Consider the following 20,641-nt stretch of genomic DNA (forward strand, 5'->3'; position numbering starts at 1 on the left):
AAGAGTCCATATCGACGGGATGGTTTGGCACCTCGATGTCGGCTCGTCGCATCCTGGGGCTGGAGTCGGTCCCAAGGGTTGGGCTGTTCGCCCATTAAAGCGGTACGCGAGCTGGGTTTAGAACGTCGTGAGACAGTTCGGTCCCTATCCGCTGTGCGCGTAGGAATATTGAGAAGGGCTGTCCCTAGTACGAGAGGACCGGGACGGACGAACCTCTGGTGTGCCAGTTGTCCTGCCAAGGGCATGGCTGGTTGGCTACGTTCGGGAGGGATAACCGCTGAAAGCATCTAAGCGGGAAGCCTGCTTCGAGATGAGTGTTCCCACCTCCTTGGAGAGGGTAAGGCTCCCAGTAGACGACTGGGTTGATAGGCCGGATATGGAAGCCCAGTGATGGGTGGAGTTGACCGGTACTAATAGGCCGAGGGCTTGTCCTCAGTTGCTCGCGTCCACTGTGTCAGTTCTGAAGTAACGAACTCCCCCCTTGTGTGGGCCGGTCGAGTTCATATCTTCATAGTGTTTCGGTGGTCATAGCGTTAGGGAAACGCCCGGTTACATTCCGAACCCGGAAGCTAAGCCTTTCAGCGCCGATGGTACTGCAGGGGGGACCCTGTGGGAGAGTAGGACACCGCCGAACAATTCTTCGGGAAAGCCCCGCACCTCATGGTGCGGGGCTTTCCTGTTTTCCTTTTCCAGGATCTCTGCTGCTGCATCCACCCCCTGTACGAGCCGGCCCGCGCTGGCGGTAGGGTCGGGAGGCAGTACCGGCACGTTCCCACAGGAGGCCCTCGGGTGGAGGTTCAGGAGACCCGCGTTCAGACGGATCGGGTGCTCACCATCCCCAACATCCTGAGCATGGCCCGGCTCGTCGGTGTACCGCTCTTCCTGTGGCTCATCCTCCGCCCCGAATTCGGCGGCCCCAACAGCGACGGCTGGGCCCTCCTGGTCCTCGCACTGAGCGGTGTCAGCGACTACCTCGACGGCAAGCTCGCCCGGCAGTGGAACCAGATCAGCAGCCTCGGCCGCATCCTGGATCCCGCGGCCGACCGTCTGTACATCCTGTCCACACTCCTCGGGTTGACCTGGCGCGACATCCTCCCCCTCTGGCTCACGGCGGTGCTCCTGGCCCGCGAGGTGATGTTGCTGGTGATGGTCGGAATCCTCCGACGCCACGGTTATCCGCCGCCCCAGGTGAACTTCCTCGGCAAGGCCGCCACCTTCAACCTCATGTACGCGTTCCCCTTGCTGCTGCTCAGCGACGGAAGCACGTGGCTTGCGTCACTCGCTGAAGTTTTCGGGTGGGCCTTCGCCGGATGGGGTACAACTCTCTACTGGTGGGCAGGGATCCTCTACGTGATCCAGGTCCGCCGACTTGTCAAGGTGGAAACCGCAGCCGAATGACCCTGCCTTCCCGCGCCTCACGGCGACACCGACACGACGGAATGTCGGTAAGGCCGCTGCGAAAGGCGGGGGGAATCGGCCAGATCGTCGTCTCTGCAAGGAGGACGCTTCCGACATGAAGGCCGTCGTGATGGCCGGGGGCGAAGGCACCAGACTTCGCCCCATGACCTCGAGCATGCCCAAGCCGCTCCTTCCGGTCGCCAACCGGCCGATCATGGAGCACGTACTGCGCCTGCTCAAAAGGCACGGGCTCACCGAGACCGTCGTAACCGTGCAGTTCCTCGCGTCGCTCGTCAAGAACTACTTCGGTGACGGCGAAGACCTCGGAATGGAGCTCACCTACGCCCACGAGGAGAAGCCACTCGGCACCGCCGGCAGCGTCAAGAACGCCGAAGAGGCACTGAAGGACGACGCGTTCCTGGTCATCTCCGGAGACGCCCTCACCGACTTCGACCTGACCAAGCTCATCGCCTTCCACAAGGAGAAGGGCGCCCTGGTCACGGTCTGCCTGACGCGCGTGCCGAACCCCCTGGAGTTCGGCATCACCATCGTCGACGACGAAGGCCGAGTCGAGCGGTTCCTCGAGAAGCCCACCTGGGGACAGGTGTTCTCCGACACCGTCAACACGGGCATCTACGTCATGGAGCCCGAGGTCTTCGACTACGTCCAGCCCGACGTTCCCGTCGACTGGTCCGGTGACGTCTTCCCGCAGCTGATGAAGGAGGGCAAGCCGGTCTACGGCTACGTCGCCGAGGGCTACTGGGAGGACGTCGGCACCCACGAGAGCTACGTCAAGGCCCAGGCCGACATCCTCGAGGGCAAGGTCGACGTCGAAGTCGACGGCTTCGAGATCTCCCCCGGCGTCTGGGTCGCCGAAGGCGCCGAGGTCCACCCCGACGCGGTCCTGCGCGGGCCCGTCTACATCGGCGACTACGCCAAGGTCGAAGCCGGCGCCGAGATCCGCGAGCACACCGTCGTCGGATCCAACGTGGTCGTGAAGAGCGGCGCCTTCCTCCACAAGGCGGTCGTCCACGACAACGTCTACATCGGGCCGCACAGCAACCTGCGCGGCTGCGTCATCGGCAAGAACACCGACATCATGCGGGCCGCCCGTATCGAGGACGGCGCCGTCATCGGCGACGAGTGCCTCGTCGGCGAGGAGTCGATCGTCCAGGGGAACGTCCGCGTCTACCCCTTCAAGACGATCGAGGCCGGTGCCTTCGTCAACACCTCCGTCATCTGGGAGTCCCGCGGCCAGGCCCACCTCTTCGGCGCGCGCGGGGTCTCCGGCATCCTCAACGTCGAGATCACCCCCGAACTCGCCGTCCGGCTCGCCGGAGCCTACGCCACCACCCTGAAGAAGGGCGCGACCGTCACCACGGCCCGCGACCACTCCCGGGGCGCGCGGGCCCTGAAGCGGGCCGTGATCTCCGCCCTGCAGGCCAGTGCCATCGACGTGCGGGACCTGGAGAACGTACCCCTGCCGGTGGCACGCCAGCAGACCGCGCGCGGCAGCGCCGGCGGCATCATGATCCGGACCACTCCCGGTGTGCCGGACTCCGTCGACATCATGTTCTTCGACGAACGGGGTGCCGACCTGTCCCAGGCCGGGCAGCGGAAGCTCGACCGCGTCTACGCGCGCCAGGAGTACCGCAGGGCCTTCCCCGGTGAGATCGGGGACCTCAGTTTCCCGTCGAGCGTCTTCGACCAGTACACCGGGGCGCTCTTGCGCAGCGTCGACACCACCGGTGTCGCCGAGGCGGGGCTCAAGATCGTCGTCGACGCGTCCAACGGCAGTGCGGGGCTCGTCCTGCCCAGCCTCCTCGGCCGGCTCGGCGTCGACTCGCTGACGATCAACCCCGGTCTCGACGAGTCGCGCCCCACCGAGTCCGCCGACTCCCGCCGGGCCGGGCTCGTGCGGCTCGGTGAGATCGTGGCGTCCGCGCGGGCCGCGTTCGGCGTGCGGTTCGACACCGTGGGCGAACGGCTGTCGCTCGTGGACGAACGCGGCCGGATCATCGAGGACGACCGTGCGCTGCTCGTCATGCTCGACCTGGTCGCGGCCGAGCGGCGCAGTGGCCGCGTCGCCCTGCCGGTCACGACCACCCGGATCGCCGAGCAGGTCGCCGCGTACCACGGCACCCGGGTCGACTGGACGACCACCTCGCCGGACGACCTGACCCGGGTCGGGCGCGAGGAGTCCACCATCTTCGGCGGGGACGGGCGGGGCGGGTTCATCGTTCCCGAGTTCAGCAGCGTCTTCGACGGGACGGCCGCGTTCGTGCGGCTCATCGGTCTCGTCGCACGCACCCAGCTCACCCTCAGCCAGATCGACGCGCGCATCCCCCGCGCCCATGTGCTGCGGCGGGACCTGGCGACGCCGTGGGCCGTCAAGGGACTGGTCATGCGGCGGGTCGTCGAGGCCGCCGGCGACCGGCACGTCGACACCACCGACGGGGTACGGGTCGTGGAAGCGGACGGCCGGTGGGTGCTCGTCCTGCCCGACCCGGCCGAGGCTGTCACCCACCTGTGGGCGGAAGGCCCTGACGACGAGTCCGCCCAGGCGCTTCTCGACGAGTGGGCCGCAGTGGTGGACAGCGCCGGGCGCTGACCCCCCCGGCCCCACTGGTGCGCCGGACCGATCGTACGACCGCGTCCGGCGCACCGGTGGGGCCATTCGGCGGTAGCGGCTCCGACATGCGACGATGTGCGGCATGTCGCAGCAGCCCCCCGTTCGGAGCACAGGTTCCCCGCCTCCGCGTCCCGACGCGTCGATGTCGCTGCTGACCAACGTCATGGACCACGCCCTCGACGACGGGTACGCGGAGGCGACCGCCCGCCGCGCCGCCGAGGGCGGTGGTCTGCCCCGTACGCTGCGCGCCAGACTGGGCCTTGCCGCCGGGCTCGTCCTCGCGGCGGCCGTCGTCACGCTCGGCGCCGCCCAGACGCGGGTGTCGGCGCCCGTCGTGGCCAAGGAGCGCGAGGAACTCATCGACCGGATCCAGGACGAGACGACCGCCGTGGACGGTCTGGAGAAGGACATCGAGGAACTGCGCGCCGAGGTCGGGGACCGGCAGCGTGCGGCGCTCCAGGAGCACGGCGGTGACCGCGGCGGCCTCGTGGCGCTGCTGTCGGGCGCGACCGAGGTGACCGGCCCGGGGATCAGGCTCGTCGTCGACGACGCGAAGGGCGCGGCGGAGGGCGGTGGTGGTCCGCGTGAGAGCAGCGGATTCGCCGACACCGGCCGGGTGCGCGACCGGGACATGCAGCGGATCGTGAACGGGCTGTGGCAGGCCGGGGCGGAGGCCGTCGCGATCAACGGCCAGCGGTTGACCGCCCTGTCCGCGATCAGGGCGGCCGGTGACGCCATACTGGTCGACAACAGACCGCTCGTACCGCCGTACACGGTGCTCGCGGTGGGGGACCGCAAGCGGCTCGGCGGCCGGTTCCAGGACAGTGCGGACGGCCGCTACCTGGACGTGCTGGAGAAGAACTTCGGCATCCGCAGCCGGATCTCCGCCCAGGACCGCGTGCGCCTGCCGGCGGCGCCAAGCCTGATCGTACGCACAGCACAGCCGAGGACCTCCGGACCCGGGACGGGTGGCGGGCAGGGCACGGCCGACACAGGGAAGGGCACATCGTGATCGCCGTACTGGGCCTCGTCGTGGGAGTCGTGGTCGGACTGTTGATCCGGCCCGAGGTTCCGGCGGTGGTCGAGCCCTACCTGCCGATCGCCGTCGTCGCCGCGCTGGACGCGGTCTTCGGCGGTCTGCGGGCCATGCTCGACGGGATCTTCGTCGACAAGGTCTTCGTGGTCTCCTTCCTGTCGAACGTCGTCGTGGCCGCGCTGATCGTGTTCCTCGGGGACAAGCTGGGCGTCGGGGCGCAGTTGTCCACGGGCGTCGTGGTCGTCCTCGGCATCCGGATCTTCTCCAACGCGGCCGCCATCCGGCGCCACGTGTTCCGGGCGTGACGCCGATGAGCAACGAGGAGCACGTCCCTCACGGCCCGCAGCGGCCGGAGGCCGCGGAGGCCGCGGAGACGACCGGTCGGCAGCGGCTGGCCGCCGGACTGTGGCCGCCGCGGGTCACCCGCGCGCAACTCGTCGTCGCCCTGCTGCTGTTCGGCCTCGGCCTGGGGCTCGCCATCCAGGTGCGCTCCACCAGTGACGACGGTGCGCTGCGCGGTGCCCGCCAAGAGGACCTGATCCGCATCCTGGACGAGTTGGACGACCGCAGCCAGCGGCTGGAGGACGAGAAGGCCCGGCTCGAGGTGCAGCGCCGGGAGCTGGAGAACAGCTCCGACCAGGCCGAGGAGGCCCGCAGGCAGACCCAGGAGAGGGAGCGTCAACTCGGTGTGCTGGCGGGGACCGTGGCGGCCGAGGGGCCCGGCATCACGTTCACCGTCGAGGACCCCCTGACGGCCGTCGAGCCGGACAAGCTGCTCGACACGATCCAGGAGCTGCGCGCCGCAGGTGCCGAGGCCATCCAGGTCAACGGCGTGCGGGTCGTGGCGGACTCGTACTTCTCCGGGGAGGCCGGGGCCGTCGAGGTGGACGGGCGGCGGATCGCCCCGCCGTACCGCTTCCAGGTCATCGGCAGGCCGCAGGATCTGGAGCCCGCGCTCAACATTCCCGGCGGGATCGTGCAGACCCTGGAGAAGGAGCAGGCCACGGCCACCGTGACCCGCTCGGAGAAGATCGTCGTGGATGCCTTGCGGCCGGTGGAGCGGCCTGACTACGCTCGGTCGTCGCCGCGGTGAGGCCGGGGCGCATGAGGGCCGTGTGGCGGGGGAATGTCCGAGGGGCGGAACCGGACGGGGAGGCGCAGCGGTGGGGGCATCCCCGACCGGAGGGCCGGGAAGGCATCGGAGGGCCGGTCGTCCGGGTCGGGAGGTTGCGGGGGGTCGCCGTATGAAAAGCCTGGTACGTGGTGGAAACTGTCCGAAGGATACGGACGTTGTAAAGGTGTCCGGGTCGGCAGGTGTGTTCGTTCGAAGTTCGTCCTGCCCCACGGGCGGGTCTGTTTCGTTCAAGGGGAATCGCCCGTGAAGTTGTTTGCGAAGTTGTTCGGCAGGAGCGCACGTGAGGACGGCGGCAACGCCGGGCGTCGTGCGCCGCAGCACGGTCGGAGCGAGGAGGGGGACGCCGGGCGTCCTCTCTTCCGCGACGAGGTCGCCGGCCCGGGTGGTGACGCCGCGGGTGGCCAGGGCGCGCCCTCCGGCGACCCCGGCCGCATAGGTTCCGACCCGTACGCGACCGGTGTCCACGCGGCCGCGCCGCGGCAGGAGGACGGATCCATGCCGGCGTGCGCGCGGTGCGGACACCGCAATGCCGAGGCGAGCCGGTTCTGCTCCCACTGCGGGACACCGCTGCGGGGCGGTGCCCCCTCCGAGCGCGCCTCGGAGACGACGTCGACGATCTCCATCTCGGGACTGGAGGCGTACGACGGCGAGACCACCGGTCAGGTGCCGCTGCCGTCGCTGTCGCCCGAGGCGCAGGCCGCGGTGGAAGCCCTGCCGCTGGGTTCGGCGCTCCTCGTGGTGCGGCGCGGGCCGAACTCCGGCAGCCGCTTCCTCCTCGACGGCGATCTGACGACCGCGGGCCGTCACCCCCAGAGCGACATCTTCCTGGACGACGTGACCGTGTCCCGTCGCCACGTGGAGTTCCGCAGGGCGGCCGACGGCAGCTTCACCGTCGCCGACGTCGGCAGCCTCAACGGCACCTACGTCAACCGCGAGCCGATCGACGCCGTCCGGCTCACCAACGGCGACGAGGTGCAGATCGGCAAGTACCGGCTGGTCTTCCACACGAGCCAGCGGGGCGTCTGACCCCCTCCCAGGCGTTGTCTGGGGACACCCAGGGAAGGTCCATGCGGCGAACACCGACGGGCGGTGTCGGCAACGGCACCGCCGGCGCGGGTGACCGGCTGGTGAGCATCGGTACGGTCCTCAACCAGCTGCGGGGGGAGTTTCCCGAGGTCACCATCTCCAAGATCCGGTTCCTGGAGGCGGAGGGGCTCGTCGAGCCGCAGCGGACGGCATCCGGATACCGGAAGTTCAGCCCGGACGACGTGGAGCGACTCGCGCTGATCCTGCGGATGCAGCGGGACCACTACCTGCCGTTGAAGGTCATCCGGGAGCACCTGGCGGCCCTGGGCCGGGGGGAGCGGGTCCTTCTGCCCTCCCCCGGCCCGCGCGGCGAGTCGCCGGACGGCGGCAGCCCGTGGGAGCCGGACGCGCAGGGGGGCGCCGCGGCCGGGCGGGTCGACCGCGAGGAGCTGCTCGCCGCTGCCGGGGCGAGCGAGGGGGAGCTCGCCGAATGGGAGTCGTACGGGCTGGTCGTCCCGGCCCCCGACGGCGGCTACGACGCCGAGGCGGTGACGGTCGCGAAGCTCGTCGCCGAGCTGGGCCGGCACGGGCTGGAGCCCCGCCACCTGCGGGCGGTGAAGGCCGCAGCCGAGCGAGAGGCGGGGCTGGTGGAGCAGGTCGTCGCGCCGCTGCGGCGGCACCGCAACCCGCAGACCCGGGCGCACGCCGAGGCCACCGCCAAGGAGCTGGCCGCGCTGTCCGTCCGGCTGCACGCGGCCCTGGTCCGGTCGGCCCTGGGCGTCCGGTTGCCCTGACCTTGGCGGAACCCGACTATCCAAACCGGTGTGGCACGTCCTAGGGTTGCTGTGTGAACGAGCTCGATGTTGTCGGTGTCCGGGTGGAAATGCCGTCCAACCAGCCGATCGTGCTCCTGCGTGAAGTGGGAGGCGAACGCTACCTCCCGATCTGGATCGGTCCGGGGGAGGCCACGGCGATCGCCTTCGCCCAGCAGGGCATGACCCCCGCCAGGCCGCTCACCCACGACCTCTTCAAGGACGTGCTGGAGGCCGTCGGGCAGGAGCTGACCGAGGTCCGGATCACGGACCTCCGCGAAGGCGTCTTCTACGCGGAGCTGGTCTTCGCCAGCGGTGTCGAGGTGAGCGCCCGCCCCTCCGACGCCATAGCGCTGGCGCTGCGCACCGGGACGCCGATCTTCGGCAGCGACGGTGTCCTCGACGACGCGGGGATCGCGATCCCGGACGAGCAGGAGGACGAGGTGGAGAAGTTCCGCGAGTTCCTGGACCAGATCTCCCCCGAGGACTTCGGCACCGGCGGTCAGTGACCGGGCCGGGCCCGGGCGGATGAAGGCGGGTGCCCGGTGCGCGCCCGCCGTGTCCCCGGGCGCATCCGGGTAGCGATTCCCGGAACCGGGACGCGCCAAACGCCTCTCAGGGTGATTGTCACTCGGCGTGGCGAGTGTGGCGATCGTTGACGCACCCTTGGGGACTGCCTACCGTCGATGTGGCAGGTCGAGGACGGAGGGTCGGCGTGGTGAACAGCGGCGACGGTACGGCGGGGGGTCTCCCCGGACGGAGTCCGGTGGAGGGCGGACCGTATCCGCTCCAGGGAGGCGCGGCCGAGCCGGTGACCGACGTCGTCGGGTACCGGGGGCCCACCGCGTGCGCGGCCGCCGGCATCACCTACCGGCAGCTCGACTACTGGGCCCGCACGGGGCTGGTCGAGCCGAGCGTCCGCCCCGCCCACGGGTCGGGCACGCAGCGCCTGTACAGCTTCCGCGACGTCGTGGTCCTGAAGATCGTCAAGCGGTTCCTGGACACCGGCGTCGCCCTGCAGAACATCCGGGCCGCCGTGCAGCACCTGCGCGGGAAGGGATTGCGCGACCTGGAGCGCATGACGCTGATGAGCGACGGCGCGACGGTGTACGAGTGCTCGTCGCCCGACGAGGTGGTGGACCTGCTCCAGGGCGGGCAGGGGATCTTCGGGATCGCGGTCGGCGTGGTGTGGCGGGACGTCGAGGCGGCGCTGTCGCAGTTGCACGGGGAGCGGGTGGACACCGGCGAGACGCTCGTCGGGCACAACCCGGCCGACGAACTGGCCCGCCGCAGGCGCGACAGGGCCGTCTGAGCCCGCCCGGCCGCAGCCGTGCGCGTGCGGGGTTGTCAGTGGCGTGGGGCAGCATCGGTGGTGTGAGAGCCGCTCCGACGATCCTGCACCTGGACATGGACGCGTTCTACGCCGCCGTCGAGCAGGCGGCGAAGCCCAGTCTGCGCGGGAAACCCGTGATCGTCGGCGGCCTGGGACCGCGCGGCGTCGTCGCGACCGCGTCGTACGAGGCACGGCGGTTCGGCGTGCGGTCGGCGATGCCCATGGCGCAGGCCAGGCGGCTGGCGCCGAACGCCGCCTACCTGGTGCCGCGCTTCTCCGTGTACCGGTCGGTGAGCGGGCAGGTCATGGAGTTGCTGGGGCGGCTGTCGCCCCTGGTGGAGCCCCTCAGCCTCGACGAGGCGTTCGTGGACCTGGAGGCCGGGGGAGCGGCGTACGACGGGGAGGCGGCGCGGGCCGTCGGGGAGCGGCTGCGCCGGGACATCCGCGCCGTGACCGGGCTGACCGGGTCGGTGGGGCTGGCGGCTTCCAAGATGCTGGCGAAGATCGCTTCCGAGAGGGCGAAGCCGGACGGCCTGGTGCTCATGGAGCCGGGGACCGAGCGGGCGCTGCTCGCGCCCCTGGGGGTGCGGACGCTGCCCGGTGTCGGACCGGCGACCGGGGAGCACCTGCGGCGGGCGGGGATGACGACGGTCGCCGACCTGGTCGAGGCGGGCGAGGACGAACTCGTACGGCTCCTGGGCAGGGCGCACGGGACGTCGCTGTACGCGATGGCGCTCGGCCGTGACGACCGCCCCGTGGTGGCGGAGCGGGACGCCAAGTCGATCTCCGTGGAGGACACCTTCGACGTGGACCTGCACGACCGGGTGCGGGTGGGGTGGGAGGTGGAGCGGCTCGCCGAGCGGTGCGTGCGCCGCCTGCGGGCCGCCGGCCGCTCGGGGCGCACGGTGGTGCTGAAGGTGCGGCGGTACGACTTCTCGACGCTGACCCGCTCCGAGACGCTGCGCGGCCCGACCGACGATCCCGCGGTGGTGCGGGAGGCCGCCGCCCGGCTGCTCGACGCCGTCGACACGACGGGCGGGGTGCGGCTGCTCGGCGTCGGGGTCAGCGCTCTGGCCGACTTCACGCAGGAGGACCTGTTCGCCCAGGCGTCGGCCGGCGGGTCCCCGGCCGTGCCCGGCGTTCCGTCGGCTCCCGCGGGGGCGGAGGAGGGTCCCGCCGCGCAGGGGCCGCCGGNCGNCNGGCCGGGCACGGCCGTCNNGCNNGNTGGGGAGCCGGCGGGGGAGCGGCGGTGGGCCGCCGGATCCGACGTGCGGCACGCCGCGTACGGGCCCGGCTGGGTGCAGGGCAGCGGACTCGGCCGGGTCACCGTGCGGTTCGAGGAGCCCGGGTCGGCGCCCGGCAGGGTGCGGACGTTCCGGACGGACGATCCGGAGCTGGCGCCGTCCGGCCCGCTGCCGCTGGTGCCGGGCGGGTGTCAGCCGCCGCCCGCCGGCGCGTCGGCCCCCTTGCCGGAGGAGGGCGCGGACGGCAGGGCCAGACCGTAGTGCCGGTACAGCAGGAGTTCCTGCTCCGGCGAGAGGCGCCGGCCCACCCCGAGGCCCGGGGCCTGCTTGACCAGGGCCTTCTCGTACGGGACGCGCAGGTCGCCCTCGACGAACTCGCTCGGCCGCAGGGGGACGAACGCGTCGCGGCCGAAGAGGCCCGTCCGCACGGCCGCCCACCCGGGGACGCCCGTCACGTCGTCCAGGTAGACCTCGTCCACCGTGCCGATCCTGTGGCCGTCGCGGTCGAACGCCCTGCGCCCGATCAGGCTGCGCGGGTCGATGTCGCTCTGCACCGTTCCTCCGGTCGGTCGGGAGTGGTCCGTGAACACCACGAAACGGCACAATGGTGAGGTCGGCCACTCGGGGAAACGGCTTGGAACCGCGCTGGTAGGCTGGCTACGGCTGCTGACCCCGTGCGGGAGAGTCCTCCGGAGAAACCGTTCGGAGGCGCCGAAGGAGCAAATCCTCCCCGGAATCTCTCAGGCCCCCGTACCGCACGGACGAGGTCACTCTGGAAAGCAGGGCGGGAGTCGGACGGCACCCGCCCTCACCGACGGTGAAAGCCGCGCCCCCGCCGGGGCGCGCGGCGAAGCTCTCAGGTCGAGATGACAGAGGGGGAGGCCGTCCGGGCACCCGCGCCGCGGTGCCCCTCGCAGGTCGCTACGACCAGGAGGCCCCCGTACATGACCGCCAACCGCATTCCGCTCTCCCAGTTGGAGCGAGGCACCCCCTTCGAGCAGCGCCACATCGGCCCCGACGCCGAGGCGTGCGCCAAGATGCTCGCGCAGGTCGGCTACGGCTCGCTCGACGAGCTCACGGCGGCCGCGGTGCCGGACGTGATCAAGAGCACCGAGGCGCTCGGCCTGCCCGAGGCCCGCACCGAGGCCGAGGTCCTCGCCGAACTGCGCTCCCTCGCCGACCGCAACCAGGTCCTGGCCCCGATGATCGGCCTCGGCTACTACGGCACGTTCACGCCGCCGGTCATCCTCCGCAACGTCATGGAGAACCCGGCCTGGTACACGGCGTACACGCCCTACCAGCCGGAGATCTCGCAGGGCCGCCTGGAGGCCCTGCTCAACTTCCAGACCGTGGTCGCCGACCTGACCGGCCTGCCCACCTCCGGCGCGTCCCTCCTCGACGAGGGCACCGCGGCCGCCGAGGCCATGTCCCTGGCCCGGCGCGTCGGCAAGGTCAAGAACGGCGTCTTCCTGGTCGACGCGGACGCCCTGCCGCAGACGATCGCCGTCATCGAGACCCGTGCCGAGCCGACCGGTGTCGAGGTCGTCGTCGCCGACCTGAGCGAGGGCATCCCCGCCGAGATCGCCGAGCGCGGCGTCTTCGGCGTCCTCGTCCAGTACCCCGGGGCCTCCGGCGCCGTCCGCGACATCAAGCCGCTGATCGACGCCGCCCACGAACTGGGCGCCGTCGTCACCGTCGCCGCCGACCTGCTCGCGCTGACCCTGCTCACCTCGCCCGGCGAGCTCGGCGCGGACATCGCGGTCGGCACCACCCAGCGCTTCGGCGTCCCGATGGGCTTCGGCGGCCCGCACGCCGGCTACATGGCGGTCCGCGACACCTTCGCCCGCAGCCTCCCCGGCCGCCTCGTCGGCGTCTCCGTCGACGCCGACGGCAACAAGGCCTACCGCCTCGCCCTCCAGACCCGCGAGCAGCACATCCGCCGCGAGAAGGCCACCAGCAACATCTGCACCGCCCAGGTGCTCCTCGCCGTCATGGCCGGCATGTACGCCGTCTACCACGGCCCCGACGGCCTGAAGGGGATCGCCCGGCGCACCCACCGATACGCCGCGGTCCTCGCGGCCGGCCTGCGCGCCGGCGGCGTCGAGGTCGTCCACGACGCCTTCTTCGACACCGTCACCGCACGGGTGCCCGGCAGGGCCGCCGAGGTCGTCGCCGCGGCCCGGGAGGGCGGCGTCAACCTCCACCTCGCCGACGCCGACCACGTCTCCGTCGCCTGCGACGAGACCACCGGCCGCGCGCAGCTCTCCGCCGTCTGGGCCGCCTTCGGCGTGAGCGGCGACATCGAGGCGCTGGACGCCGAGACCGCCGACGCGCTGCCGGAGGCGCTGCTGCGCACCGACGAGTACCTGGCCCACCCGGTCTTCCACGCGCACCGTTCGGAGACCGCGATGCTGCGCTACCTGCGCAAGCTCGCCGACCGCGACTACGCGCTGGACCGCGGCATGATCCCGCTCGGCTCCTGCACGATGAAGCTGAACGCGACCACCGAGATGGAGCCGGTCACCTGGCCCGAGTTCGGCCAGATGCACCCCTTCGCCCCGGTGGAGCAGGCCGAGGGCTACCTCACGCTCATCCACGAGCTGGAGGACCGCCTCGCCGAGGTCACCGGCTACGACAAGGTCTCCCTCCAGCCCAACGCCGGCTCGCAGGGCGAGCTCGCGGGCCTCCTCGCCGTCCGCGCCTACCACCGCGCCAACGGCGACGCGCAGCGCACGGTCTGCCTCATCCCGTCCTCCGCGCACGGCACCAACGCCGCGTCGGCCGTCATGGCGGGCATGAAGGTCGTCGTCGTCAAGACCGCCGACGACGGCGAGGTCGACGTCGCGGACCTGCGCGCCAAGATCGAGCAGTACCGCGACGAGCTCGCCGTGCTGATGATCACCTACCCGTCGACGCACGGCGTCTTCGAGGAGCACGTCGCCGACATCTGCGCCCAGGTCCACGAGGCCGGCGGCCAGGTGTACGTCGACGGCGCCAACCTCAACGCGCTCGTCGGCCTGGCGAAGCCCGGCAAGTTCGGCGGCGACGTGTCGCACCTGAACCTGCACAAGACGTTCTGCATCCCGCACGGCGGCGGCGGCCCCGGCGTCGGCCCGGTCGCGGTCCGCTCCCACCTCGCCCCGTACCTGCCCAACCACCCCCTCCAGCCGACCGCCGGCCCCGAGACCGGTGTGGGCCCGATCTCGGCGGCGCCGTGGGGCTCGGCCGGCATCCTGCCGATCTCCTGGGCGTACGTACGGCTCATGGGGGGCGAGGGCCTCAAGCGCGCCACGCAGGTCGCCGTCCTCGCGGCGAACTACATCGCCAAGCGCCTGGAGCCCCACTTCCCGGTCCTGTACACCGGCCCGGGCGGTCTCGTCGCGCACGAGTGCATCATCGACCTGCGGCCGCTGTCGAAGGAGACCGGCGTCAGCGTCGACGACATCGCCAAGCGCCTGATCGACTACGGCTTCCACGCGCCGACCATGTCGTTCCCGGTCGCCGGCACGCTGATGATCGAGCCGACCGAGAGCGAGGACCTCACCGAGCTCGACCGGTTCTGCGACACGATGATCGCGATTCGCGGCGAGATCGAGAAGGTCGCGTCGGGCGCCTGGCCGGCCGACGACAACCCGCTGCGCAACGCCCCGCACACGGCGGCCGCGCTCGGCGGCGAGTGGGACCACGCCTACAGCCGTGAGGAGGCCGTCTTCCCGGCCGGCGTCTCGGCCGCGGACAAGTACTGGCCGCCGGTCCGCCGGATCGACGGGGCCTTCGGCGACCGCAACCTCGTCTGCTCCTGCCCGCCTCTCGACGAGTACGACGCCTGAGACGGGCGGCACGGGTGACAGGCGCCGGGCCGGTACGGAGGGGATGTCCTCCGTACCGGCCCGGCGCCGTCGCGCTGTTCCCGTCCCTGCGGCCGTGCGGCCGTGCGGCCGTGCGGCGCCGGTCAGGCGGCCCTGACGATCCGCGCCGCGGCCGGGGGCCGGTGCGGCGCGATGACCTGCCCGTCCGGCAGCAGTTCGCCCGTGTCCTCGAAGAGCAGGACGCCGTTGCACAGCAGGCTCCAGCCCTGTTCGGGGTGGTGCGCCACGACACGGGCGGCTTCCCGGTCGGGGGAGTCTGCGGTCGGGCAGGGTGACTGGTGCTGGCACATGGCTGGGTTCTTTCGCTGCGGTGTGGAGTCTGTTCTGCGGCTCGACGCGGTGTCCATGGCCGCCCCCCGTCCTTCGGTCGGTCTGTCCCCAGTCTTGCCCCACGCGGCTGTTTCCGCAGGGATTTCGCGGCGCGCTTCTGCCCGCTGGAGGCCTTATCACCCGCGTGGGTGGTTCAGCGCAACCCCCTTGCCGATCCGGGTGGTTCGACAGGGCCAGGGCGGACTAGCCCGGACGGGCCAGAGGGCGCGCGGTGGTGCCGTACGCCTTCCGGAAGGGGCGCCGGCGCGCGGCGCGGCGTCAGGCGGTCGAGCCGAGCAGCGGCGGCGGCGCGAGCCGTACGGCGAGCCGCGGCATCAGGTCCGCGACGCGGTGCGGGCGGTGCGCGGCTATCCCGGGCGGCGCGGGGGTCAACGGGATCAGCACGTCCGCCGGGTCGGGCGCGCCCTCGGCGGGGTCGGCGTCCGGATCGCCGTGCAGCCACAGCGTCAGCATGTACAGCTCCGGCACCGACAGCAGGCGCGGCTGCCAGGGCGACGCCGACACCTCGGCCTGGCGCAGCGCCCGCTCCGTGGAGGCGAGGTAGGGGCCTTCGGAGAAGTGCGAGAAGGTCCAGCCTCCCGCCGTGCGCAGGACGTCCGCGGCCGCCAGGGTCACCTCCCCGCCGCGGACCAGGAACCGCCACCCCGCGAGCCGGGTCGCGGGCGCGCCCGTCGGCGCGGTGACGCCGAGGACGTGGACGGGAAGCGGCAGCTCCGCTCTGAGCGGCACCTGGACGGAGCGCAACGCGGGTGTGCCGGCCTCGCGGAGGGAGGGGGAGCCGAGGGCCGCGAGAACGCGGTGCAGGGCGGGCACGGGGGCCTGGGAGACGTGAAGCGGCATGGTGGGTCGCCTCTCGATCAGGAGGGCAGGAGGGTGGGGCGTGCGTGGGTGCGGAACGGCGCTGCCGGCGACGGGGCCGTGGAACCCCGGGGCGCCATGCCGGGGCGCCAGGTCTCAGCCTCGTGGACGGAGTTTATACGACACTTGTTCACGCCGTGTTTCCGCTAACCGTTTTCCATGGCACCGTCAAGACTGCAATCCGCCTTGGATTCGTAGCAATTTCCGCTGAATCATCCCCGGGCCCGAAGCTGCTGCCTGCAATTCCGTCCACCGGTGGACGGCCGGATCTCCCCGGCTTTTTCCGCCATCCCGTCCCGCGGTATAAGCCCGCCGCGCCATGCCTCCGGAATGTGCCGGGCGCCCGCCCGTGCCAGCCTAGTGGCGAAGCCCTCGCCGCGAGGGCGTTACGGATCGGCCGGGCGGGGCATCATCGTCCCTGACCGAGCGGCGACGTCGCGTGCCGCCCACTTGAGGAGGGACGCTTCGATGGGGGAGAAGGTCGTGGCAGTCAGGTTCGACCTGGCCGATCGGCAGAGGTACCGCAGGAAACTCCGGGACTGCCTGGAGGCGCTGGAACGGCTGCTGGCGGAGAAACGGTTCGACCGCCCCAGAAACCTGATGGGGCTTGAGATAGAACTGAATCTCGCGGGCGCCGACGGGCTTCCCCGCATGATGAACACGCAGGTTCTGGAGCGCATCTCCAGCGGGGATTTCCAAACGGAACTCGGGATGTTCAACCTGGAAGTGAACGTCGCCCCGCACCGGCTCGCCGGGCATGTTTTCTCACAGCTCTCCGAGGAACTTCGGACGGGCCTGGCGTACGCCCACCGCAAGGCCGGGGAACTGGGCGCGGGCATCGTGATGATCGGCATCCTGCCCACCCTCACCCAGCGCGACGTGGACCTCGTCAACCTCTCGGACGTCGACCGCTACACGCTGCTCAACGAGCAGGTCGTCGCCGCCCGCGGCGAGGACTTCACGCTGGAGATCGAGGGGGTGGAGCGGCTCGGCTGCACCGCGGCCTCCATCACCCCGGAGGCCGCCTGCACCTCCGTGCAACTGCACCTCCAGGTCACCCCGGCGCGCTTCGCCGACGTGTGGAACGCGGCGCAGGCGGTCGCCGCGGTGCAGATCGCGGTCGGCGCCAACTCGCCGTTCCTCTTCGGCCGCGAGCTGTGGCGCGAGACCCGGCCGCCGCTGTTCCAGCAGGCCACGGACACCCGCCCACCCGAGTTGCAGGCCCAGGGGGTGCGGCCGCGCACCTGGTTCGGCGAGCGGTGGGTGGACTCCGCGTACGACCTGTTCGAGGAGAACCTCCGCTACTTCCCCGCGCTGCTGCCGCTGTGCGGCGACGAGGACCCGCTGCGCGTCGTCGACACCGGCGGCGTGCCCTCGCTGCGGGAACTGGTCCTGCACAACGGCACCGTGTACCGCTGGAACCGCCCCGTGTACGGCGTGGTGGACGGCGTCCCGCACCTGCGCGTCGAGAACCGCGTCCTGCCCGCCGGCCCCACCGTCGACGACGTCGTCGCCAACGCCGCCTTCTACTACGGGCTCGTCCGCGCCCTCGCCGAGGACCCCCGGCCGGTGTGGCGGCGGATGCCCTTCGCGGACGCCTCCGACAACTTCGACACCGCCTGCAGGCACGGCATCGACGCCGAACTGCGCTGGCCCCGCCCCGGGCGCGGCGGTGTGGCCGCCGTGCCCGCGGTGAGGCTGGTACGGGACGAACTGCTCCCGCTGGCCGCGGCCGGGCTGGACGCGTGGGGCATCGAGCCCGCCGACCGCGACCGCTGCCTCGGCATCATCGAGGAGCGCTGCCGCCGGCGCTTCAACGGCGCCTCGTGGCAGGTCGAGACGTTCCACCGGGCCCAGGAGGCCGGTCTGGGCCGGGAGGAGGCACTGGCCCGCACGACACGCCGCTACCGGGAGCTGTCGCTGGCCGGCGAACCGGTCCACACCTGGCCCGTCTCCCCTCCGGGGCCGTAGGGGCACCGGACCCGCCGAGGGCGCCCGGGCCCCGCCGGGGACCCCCTCCGCGCGCCCCGCGCGGCCGTCGGGCAAGCTGGGACGACGGGATCGACGGGCCGAGTCACAGGGAGGCGCGGGTGGGGGCAGGCGCGGGACGGACGGCGGGCGCGGTCGCCGCGCCGCCGGCGGGCGGGTCGCGCGGGATCCTGCGGTCCGAGACGCTGATCGTGCTCGCCCTGTCGCTCGGGGCGAGCGCGGTCTCGTCGCTGATCAGCTTCGTCGGGGCGCTGACCAAGCCGGGCGGGCTGAAGGACCAGGCGGCCACGCTCAACGGCTCGTACGCGCCGGGCCGCCCCTGGCTCGACCTCGCCTGGCAGCTGTTCTCCCTCGCCACCGCGCTCGTGCCGGTCGTCCTCGTCGCGCACCTGCTGCTGCGTGAGGGCGCCGGGCTGCGCACGATCGGCCTCGACCGCCGCAGGCCCTGGTCCGACCTCGGGCGCGGGACGCTCCTCGCGGCCGGGATCGGCAGCGCCGGGCTGGTGTTCTACCTGGTGGTGCGGGCGGTCGGGGCGAACCTCACGGTGGTGCCCGAGGCGCTGCCGGGGGAGTGGTGGAAGTACCCGGTGCTGGTCCTCTCGGCGATCCAGAACTCCCTGCTGGAGGAGGTCGTCGTCGTGGGCTACCTGCTGCGCAGGCTCGGCCAGCTGGGCTGGTCGCCGGTGGCGGCGCTCGCCGCCAGCTCGATGCTGCGCGGTGCGTACCACCTGTACCAGGGCGTCGGCGGGTTCGTCGGCAACCTGGTGATGGGGGTCGTGTTCGTCCTGCTGTACCGGCGGTGGGGGCGGGTCGGGCCGCTCGTCGTGGCGCACGCGCTGCTCGACGTCGTGGCCTTCGTCGGGTACGCGCTGCTGGCCGGCCGGGTGGGGTGGCTGCCCACGGCGTGACCCCGGCCGGGTCCGCGGGCGGCGCCGGGCGGCCCGCCGGCCCTCACACGCGCAGATCGCCCTCGATGACGGTGACCGCCCGGCCGGTCAGCAGGGTCCGCTCGCCTCGCAGCGCGGTGCGGACGACTCCGGTGCGGTCGCCGCCCTGCAGCCCGGTCAGCTCTGCGCGGCCGAGACGGGCCGACCAGAAGGGGGCCAGGGCCGTGTGCGCGCTGCCCGTCACCGGGTCCTCGTCGATCCCCAGGCGCGGGAAGAAGCAGCGCGACACGAAGTCGTGGCCGCCCCCGGGGTCCTTCGCCGCGGCGGTGGCGATGACGCCCCGTTCGCAGAGGCCCGCCAAGGCGCGCAGGTCCGGCGCCAGGGCGCGTACGGCCTCCTCGTCGCGCAGCTCGACCAGCAGGTCCCCGACGTGGGCGGCGGTGTCGTGGACCGAGACGACCTCCGCGCCGAGCGCCCCGGCGAGCCCCGCCGGCGGATCGACCGGGGTGAGCGTGGAGGTGGGGAAGTCCATCGTGACCGTGCCGTCCCCGGCGACGTCCGCGGTGAGGACGCCGCAGCGGGCGGCGAAGCGCACGGGGCCGCCGGCCAGGCCGGCGGTGTGCAGCACGTGGGCGGTGGCCAGCGTGGCGTGCCCGCACATGTCGACCTCGGCGGCCGGGGTGAACCAGCGCAGCGCCCAGTCCGCGCCGCCGCCGGGCGGGAGCGGGTGCGCGAAGGCGGTCTCGGAGAGGTTGACCTCCGCGGCGACGCTCTGCAGCCACCGGTCGTCGGGGAACGCGTCGAGGAGCAGGACGCCCGCCGGGTTGCCGGAGAAGGGGCGGTCGGTGAAGGCGTCGACGATACGGATCCGCATGGGCACGACCGTAGGCGGCCGGGGAGGGCGCGGGCCAAGGCCAATCCGCGGAGGCTGGACCGGAAGGCCTCCCGGGTGGGCCACCCGTCCCAACAGGCGCGACCGCCCTCACGCTCCTGACACGGCCCTGCCATGATGGGGTGATGCACGCGTCTCAGGTGAGAAGCGCCGGCCTGGGACTGGCCCTGGTCTCGGCGTTCGCATTCGGCGGGTCCGGGGTGGCGGCCAAGCCGCTCATCGAGGCGGGGCTCGACCCGCTGCACGTGGTGTGGCTGCGGGTGGCGGGCGCCGCGCTCGTGATGCTGCCCGTCGCCTGGCGCCACCGCGACCTGCCGCGCCGCGAACCGGCCCTCCTGGCGGGCTTCGGCCTGCTGGCCGTCGCGGGCGTCCAGGCGTTCTACTTCGCCGCCCTGTCCCGCATCCCCGTGGGGGTGGCCCTGCTCGTCGAGTACCTTGCGCCGGCGCTCGTCCTCGGCTGGGTCCGGTACGTGCAGCGCCGCCCGGTGACCCGGGCCGCCGCCCTCGGCGTCATCCTCGCCGTCACCGGCCTCGCCTGCGTGGTGGAGGTGTGGTCCGGGCTCGGCTTCGACGCCCTGGGGCTCGCCCTCGCGCTCGCCGCGGCCTGCTGCCAGGTCGGCTACTTCGTCCTGTCCGACCGGGGCGGCGACGGGACCCGGCCCGTCGACCCGCTCGGCGTCATCGCGTACGGGCTGCTGGTCGGCGCCGCCGCCCTCACCGCTGTGGCGCGCCCCTGGGAGATGGACCGGGGAGTCCTCGCCGGCACCGCGGGCCTGGGGGGCGCGGCGGTGCCCGCCTGGCTGCTGCTCGGCTGGATCGTGCTGGTGGCGACCGTGGTCGCCTACGTCACCGGGGTCGTCTCCGTGCGCCGGCTCTCCCCGCAGGTCGCCGGGGTCGTGGCCTGTCTGGAGGCGGTCGTCGCGACCGTCCTCGCGTGGGTCCTGCTCGGCGAGCACCTGTCGGCGCCGCAGATCGCGGGCGGCGCGCTCGTCCTCGTCGGCGCCCTCATCGCCCAGTCGTCCGCGCCCGGGGCCGCCGCGGACCCCGCCGGGGGCTCCGGACCCGCGGTGGACGGCGGGCGCCCGTCCACCGACCGGGCCGCCGTGTGAAGCCCCCGGCGGGGGNNCTCCCTGCCCCGCCGGGGGCTTCACACTACGGGTAGGCTTTGGTGCGTGAAGCAAACCACAAACAAAACGGATT

Annotated in this window: 18 protein-coding genes, 2 rRNA genes, 1 pseudogene and 2 riboswitches (1 of these 23 running past the window's edge); of the genes and pseudogenes, 17 read left to right on the forward strand and 4 right to left on the reverse strand. The window is 72.3% G+C overall.

All coding sequences use genetic code 11. The features are described from left to right. The 13 genes and pseudogenes from MW084_RS21600 to MW084_RS21660 all read left to right on the forward strand — a co-directional run. Positions 1-434 (forward strand): 23S ribosomal RNA (locus tag MW084_RS21600); it begins 2,681 nt to the left of the window's first position. 83 nt (positions 435-517) lie between these two features. After that, positions 518-634, forward strand: a 5S ribosomal RNA gene (gene rrf / locus MW084_RS21605). Positions 635-789: 155 nt separating this feature from the next. After that, positions 790-1,398 (forward strand): cardiolipin synthase ClsA, encoded by a 609-nt coding sequence (gene clsA, locus MW084_RS21610; RefSeq protein WP_029553946.1) that lies wholly within the window; start codon positions 790-792, stop codon positions 1,396-1,398. A gap of 115 nt (positions 1,399-1,513) precedes the next feature. Then, on the forward strand, positions 1,514-4,009 hold the full coding sequence (locus tag MW084_RS21615) for a mannose-1-phosphate guanyltransferase (protein ID WP_010476585.1): 2,496 nt from the start codon (positions 1,514-1,516) through the stop codon (positions 4,007-4,009). Between the two features lie 103 nt (positions 4,010-4,112). Further along, positions 4,113-5,042 (forward strand): DUF881 domain-containing protein, encoded by a 930-nt coding sequence (locus tag MW084_RS21620; RefSeq protein ID WP_275563748.1) that lies wholly within the window; start codon positions 4,113-4,115, stop codon positions 5,040-5,042. Beyond that, on the forward strand, positions 5,039-5,371 hold the full coding sequence (locus MW084_RS21625) for a small basic family protein (protein ID WP_010469069.1): 333 nt from the start codon (positions 5,039-5,041) through the stop codon (positions 5,369-5,371). The genes MW084_RS21620 and MW084_RS21625 overlap by 4 nt, the downstream gene beginning before the upstream one ends. Positions 5,372-5,376: 5 nt before the next feature. Beyond that, complete coding sequence (locus tag MW084_RS21630) at positions 5,377-6,159, forward strand: DUF881 domain-containing protein (protein ID WP_010469068.1); 783 nt, start codon at positions 5,377-5,379, stop codon at positions 6,157-6,159. Positions 6,160-6,444: 285 nt separating this feature from the next. Next, entirely contained in the window at positions 6,445-7,227 is a 783-nt protein-coding gene (locus tag MW084_RS21635; protein WP_029553332.1) for an FHA domain-containing protein, read from the forward strand. Between the two features lie 41 nt (positions 7,228-7,268). Continuing rightward, complete coding sequence (gene ftsR, locus MW084_RS21640) at positions 7,269-8,021, forward strand: transcriptional regulator FtsR (protein ID WP_010469066.1); 753 nt, start codon at positions 7,269-7,271, stop codon at positions 8,019-8,021. Between the two features lie 53 nt (positions 8,022-8,074). Then, on the forward strand, positions 8,075-8,548 hold the full coding sequence (locus MW084_RS21645; RefSeq protein WP_010469064.1) for a bifunctional nuclease family protein: 474 nt from the start codon (positions 8,075-8,077) through the stop codon (positions 8,546-8,548). A 209-nt stretch (positions 8,549-8,757) separates the two neighbouring features. Continuing rightward, entirely contained in the window at positions 8,758-9,351 is a 594-nt protein-coding gene (locus MW084_RS21650) for a MerR family transcriptional regulator (protein ID WP_255115782.1), read from the forward strand. A gap of 62 nt (positions 9,352-9,413) precedes the next feature. Then, on the forward strand, positions 9,414-10,566 hold a 1,153-nt coding region (locus MW084_RS21655), incomplete at its 3' end, for a DNA polymerase IV (RefSeq protein ID WP_275563749.1). 31 nt (positions 10,567-10,597) lie between these two features. Continuing rightward, positions 10,598-10,877: pseudogene (locus tag MW084_RS21660) on the forward strand (DNA polymerase IV); the annotation flags it as partial. Here MW084_RS21660 and MW084_RS21665 read toward each other — a convergent pair. Further along, positions 10,808-11,170, reverse strand: coding sequence for a PRC-barrel domain-containing protein (locus MW084_RS21665; protein ID WP_010469058.1), 363 nt, complete (start codon positions 11,168-11,170; stop codon positions 10,808-10,810). The pseudogene MW084_RS21660 and the gene MW084_RS21665 sit on opposite strands and share 70 nt — an antisense overlap. Before the next feature lie 113 nt (positions 11,171-11,283). Next, positions 11,284-11,382, forward strand: a riboswitch (glycine riboswitch). A 1-nt stretch (position 11,383) separates the two neighbouring features. Then, a riboswitch (glycine riboswitch) is annotated at positions 11,384-11,496 on the forward strand. A gap of 64 nt (positions 11,497-11,560) precedes the next feature. Between MW084_RS21665 and gcvP the strand changes: the two genes are divergently transcribed. Then, a complete protein-coding gene (gene gcvP, locus MW084_RS21670; protein WP_010469056.1) occupies positions 11,561-14,446 on the forward strand; it encodes an aminomethyl-transferring glycine dehydrogenase in 2,886 nt (961 codons plus the stop codon). A gap of 122 nt (positions 14,447-14,568) precedes the next feature. On the opposite strand, the gene MW084_RS21675 is transcribed toward gcvP, so the two are convergent. Further along, positions 14,569-14,775 carry a DUF5999 family protein gene (locus MW084_RS21675; protein ID WP_029553331.1) on the reverse strand — a complete coding sequence of 69 codons (207 nt, stop codon included), beginning with the start codon at positions 14,773-14,775 and terminating at the stop codon, positions 14,569-14,571. A 298-nt stretch (positions 14,776-15,073) separates the two neighbouring features. Continuing rightward, on the reverse strand, positions 15,074-15,655 hold the full coding sequence (locus tag MW084_RS21680) for a hypothetical protein (protein WP_010469053.1): 582 nt from the start codon (positions 15,653-15,655) through the stop codon (positions 15,074-15,076). 486 nt (positions 15,656-16,141) lie between these two features. Here MW084_RS21680 and MW084_RS21685 point away from each other — a divergent pair, with 486 nt between their 5' ends. After that, entirely contained in the window at positions 16,142-17,644 is a 1,503-nt protein-coding gene (locus MW084_RS21685; RefSeq protein ID WP_010469052.1) for a glutamate-cysteine ligase family protein, read from the forward strand. A gap of 119 nt (positions 17,645-17,763) precedes the next feature. Next, complete coding sequence (locus MW084_RS21690) at positions 17,764-18,570, forward strand: CPBP family intramembrane glutamic endopeptidase (protein ID WP_010469051.1); 807 nt, start codon at positions 17,764-17,766, stop codon at positions 18,568-18,570. A 43-nt stretch (positions 18,571-18,613) separates the two neighbouring features. On the opposite strand, the gene MW084_RS21695 is transcribed toward MW084_RS21690, so the two are convergent. Then, entirely contained in the window at positions 18,614-19,423 is an 810-nt protein-coding gene (locus tag MW084_RS21695; RefSeq protein WP_010469050.1) for a PhzF family phenazine biosynthesis protein, read from the reverse strand. 143 nt (positions 19,424-19,566) lie between these two features. Between MW084_RS21695 and MW084_RS21700 the strand changes: the two genes are divergently transcribed. Then, on the forward strand, positions 19,567-20,550 hold the full coding sequence (locus MW084_RS21700) for an EamA family transporter (RefSeq protein ID WP_010469049.1): 984 nt from the start codon (positions 19,567-19,569) through the stop codon (positions 20,548-20,550). Positions 20,551-20,641 lie beyond the last annotated feature (91 nt).

The sequence above is a fragment of the Streptomyces sudanensis genome (assembly GCF_023614315.1).
In the GTDB taxonomy this organism is placed as follows: Bacteria; Actinomycetota; Actinomycetes; order Streptomycetales; family Streptomycetaceae; genus Streptomyces; species Streptomyces sudanensis.

Bases quoted from the DNA above. Each gene is read 5' to 3' on its own strand.
- MW084_RS21615 (WP_010476585.1), top strand. From the start codon at position 1,514: ATGAAGGCCGTCGTGATGGCCGGGGGCGAAGGCACCAGACTTCGCCCC.
- MW084_RS21620 (WP_275563748.1), top strand. From the start codon at position 4,113: ATGTCGCAGCAGCCCCCCGTTCGGAGCACAGGTTCCCCGCCTCCGCGT.
- MW084_RS21630 (WP_010469068.1), top strand. From the start codon at position 5,377: ATGAGCAACGAGGAGCACGTCCCTCACGGCCCGCAGCGGCCGGAGGCC.
- ftsR (WP_010469066.1), top strand. From the start codon at position 7,269: ATGCGGCGAACACCGACGGGCGGTGTCGGCAACGGCACCGCCGGCGCG.
- gcvP (WP_010469056.1), top strand. From the start codon at position 11,561: ATGACCGCCAACCGCATTCCGCTCTCCCAGTTGGAGCGAGGCACCCCC.
- MW084_RS21675 (WP_029553331.1), bottom strand. From the start codon at position 14,775: ATGTGCCAGCACCAGTCACCCTGCCCGACCGCAGACTCCCCCGACCGG.
- MW084_RS21680 (WP_010469053.1), bottom strand. From the start codon at position 15,655: ATGCCGCTTCACGTCTCCCAGGCCCCCGTGCCCGCCCTGCACCGCGTT.
- MW084_RS21685 (WP_010469052.1), top strand. From the start codon at position 16,142: ATGGGGGAGAAGGTCGTGGCAGTCAGGTTCGACCTGGCCGATCGGCAG.
- MW084_RS21695 (WP_010469050.1), bottom strand. From the start codon at position 19,423: ATGCGGATCCGTATCGTCGACGCCTTCACCGACCGCCCCTTCTCCGGC.
- MW084_RS21700 (WP_010469049.1), top strand. From the start codon at position 19,567: ATGCACGCGTCTCAGGTGAGAAGCGCCGGCCTGGGACTGGCCCTGGTC.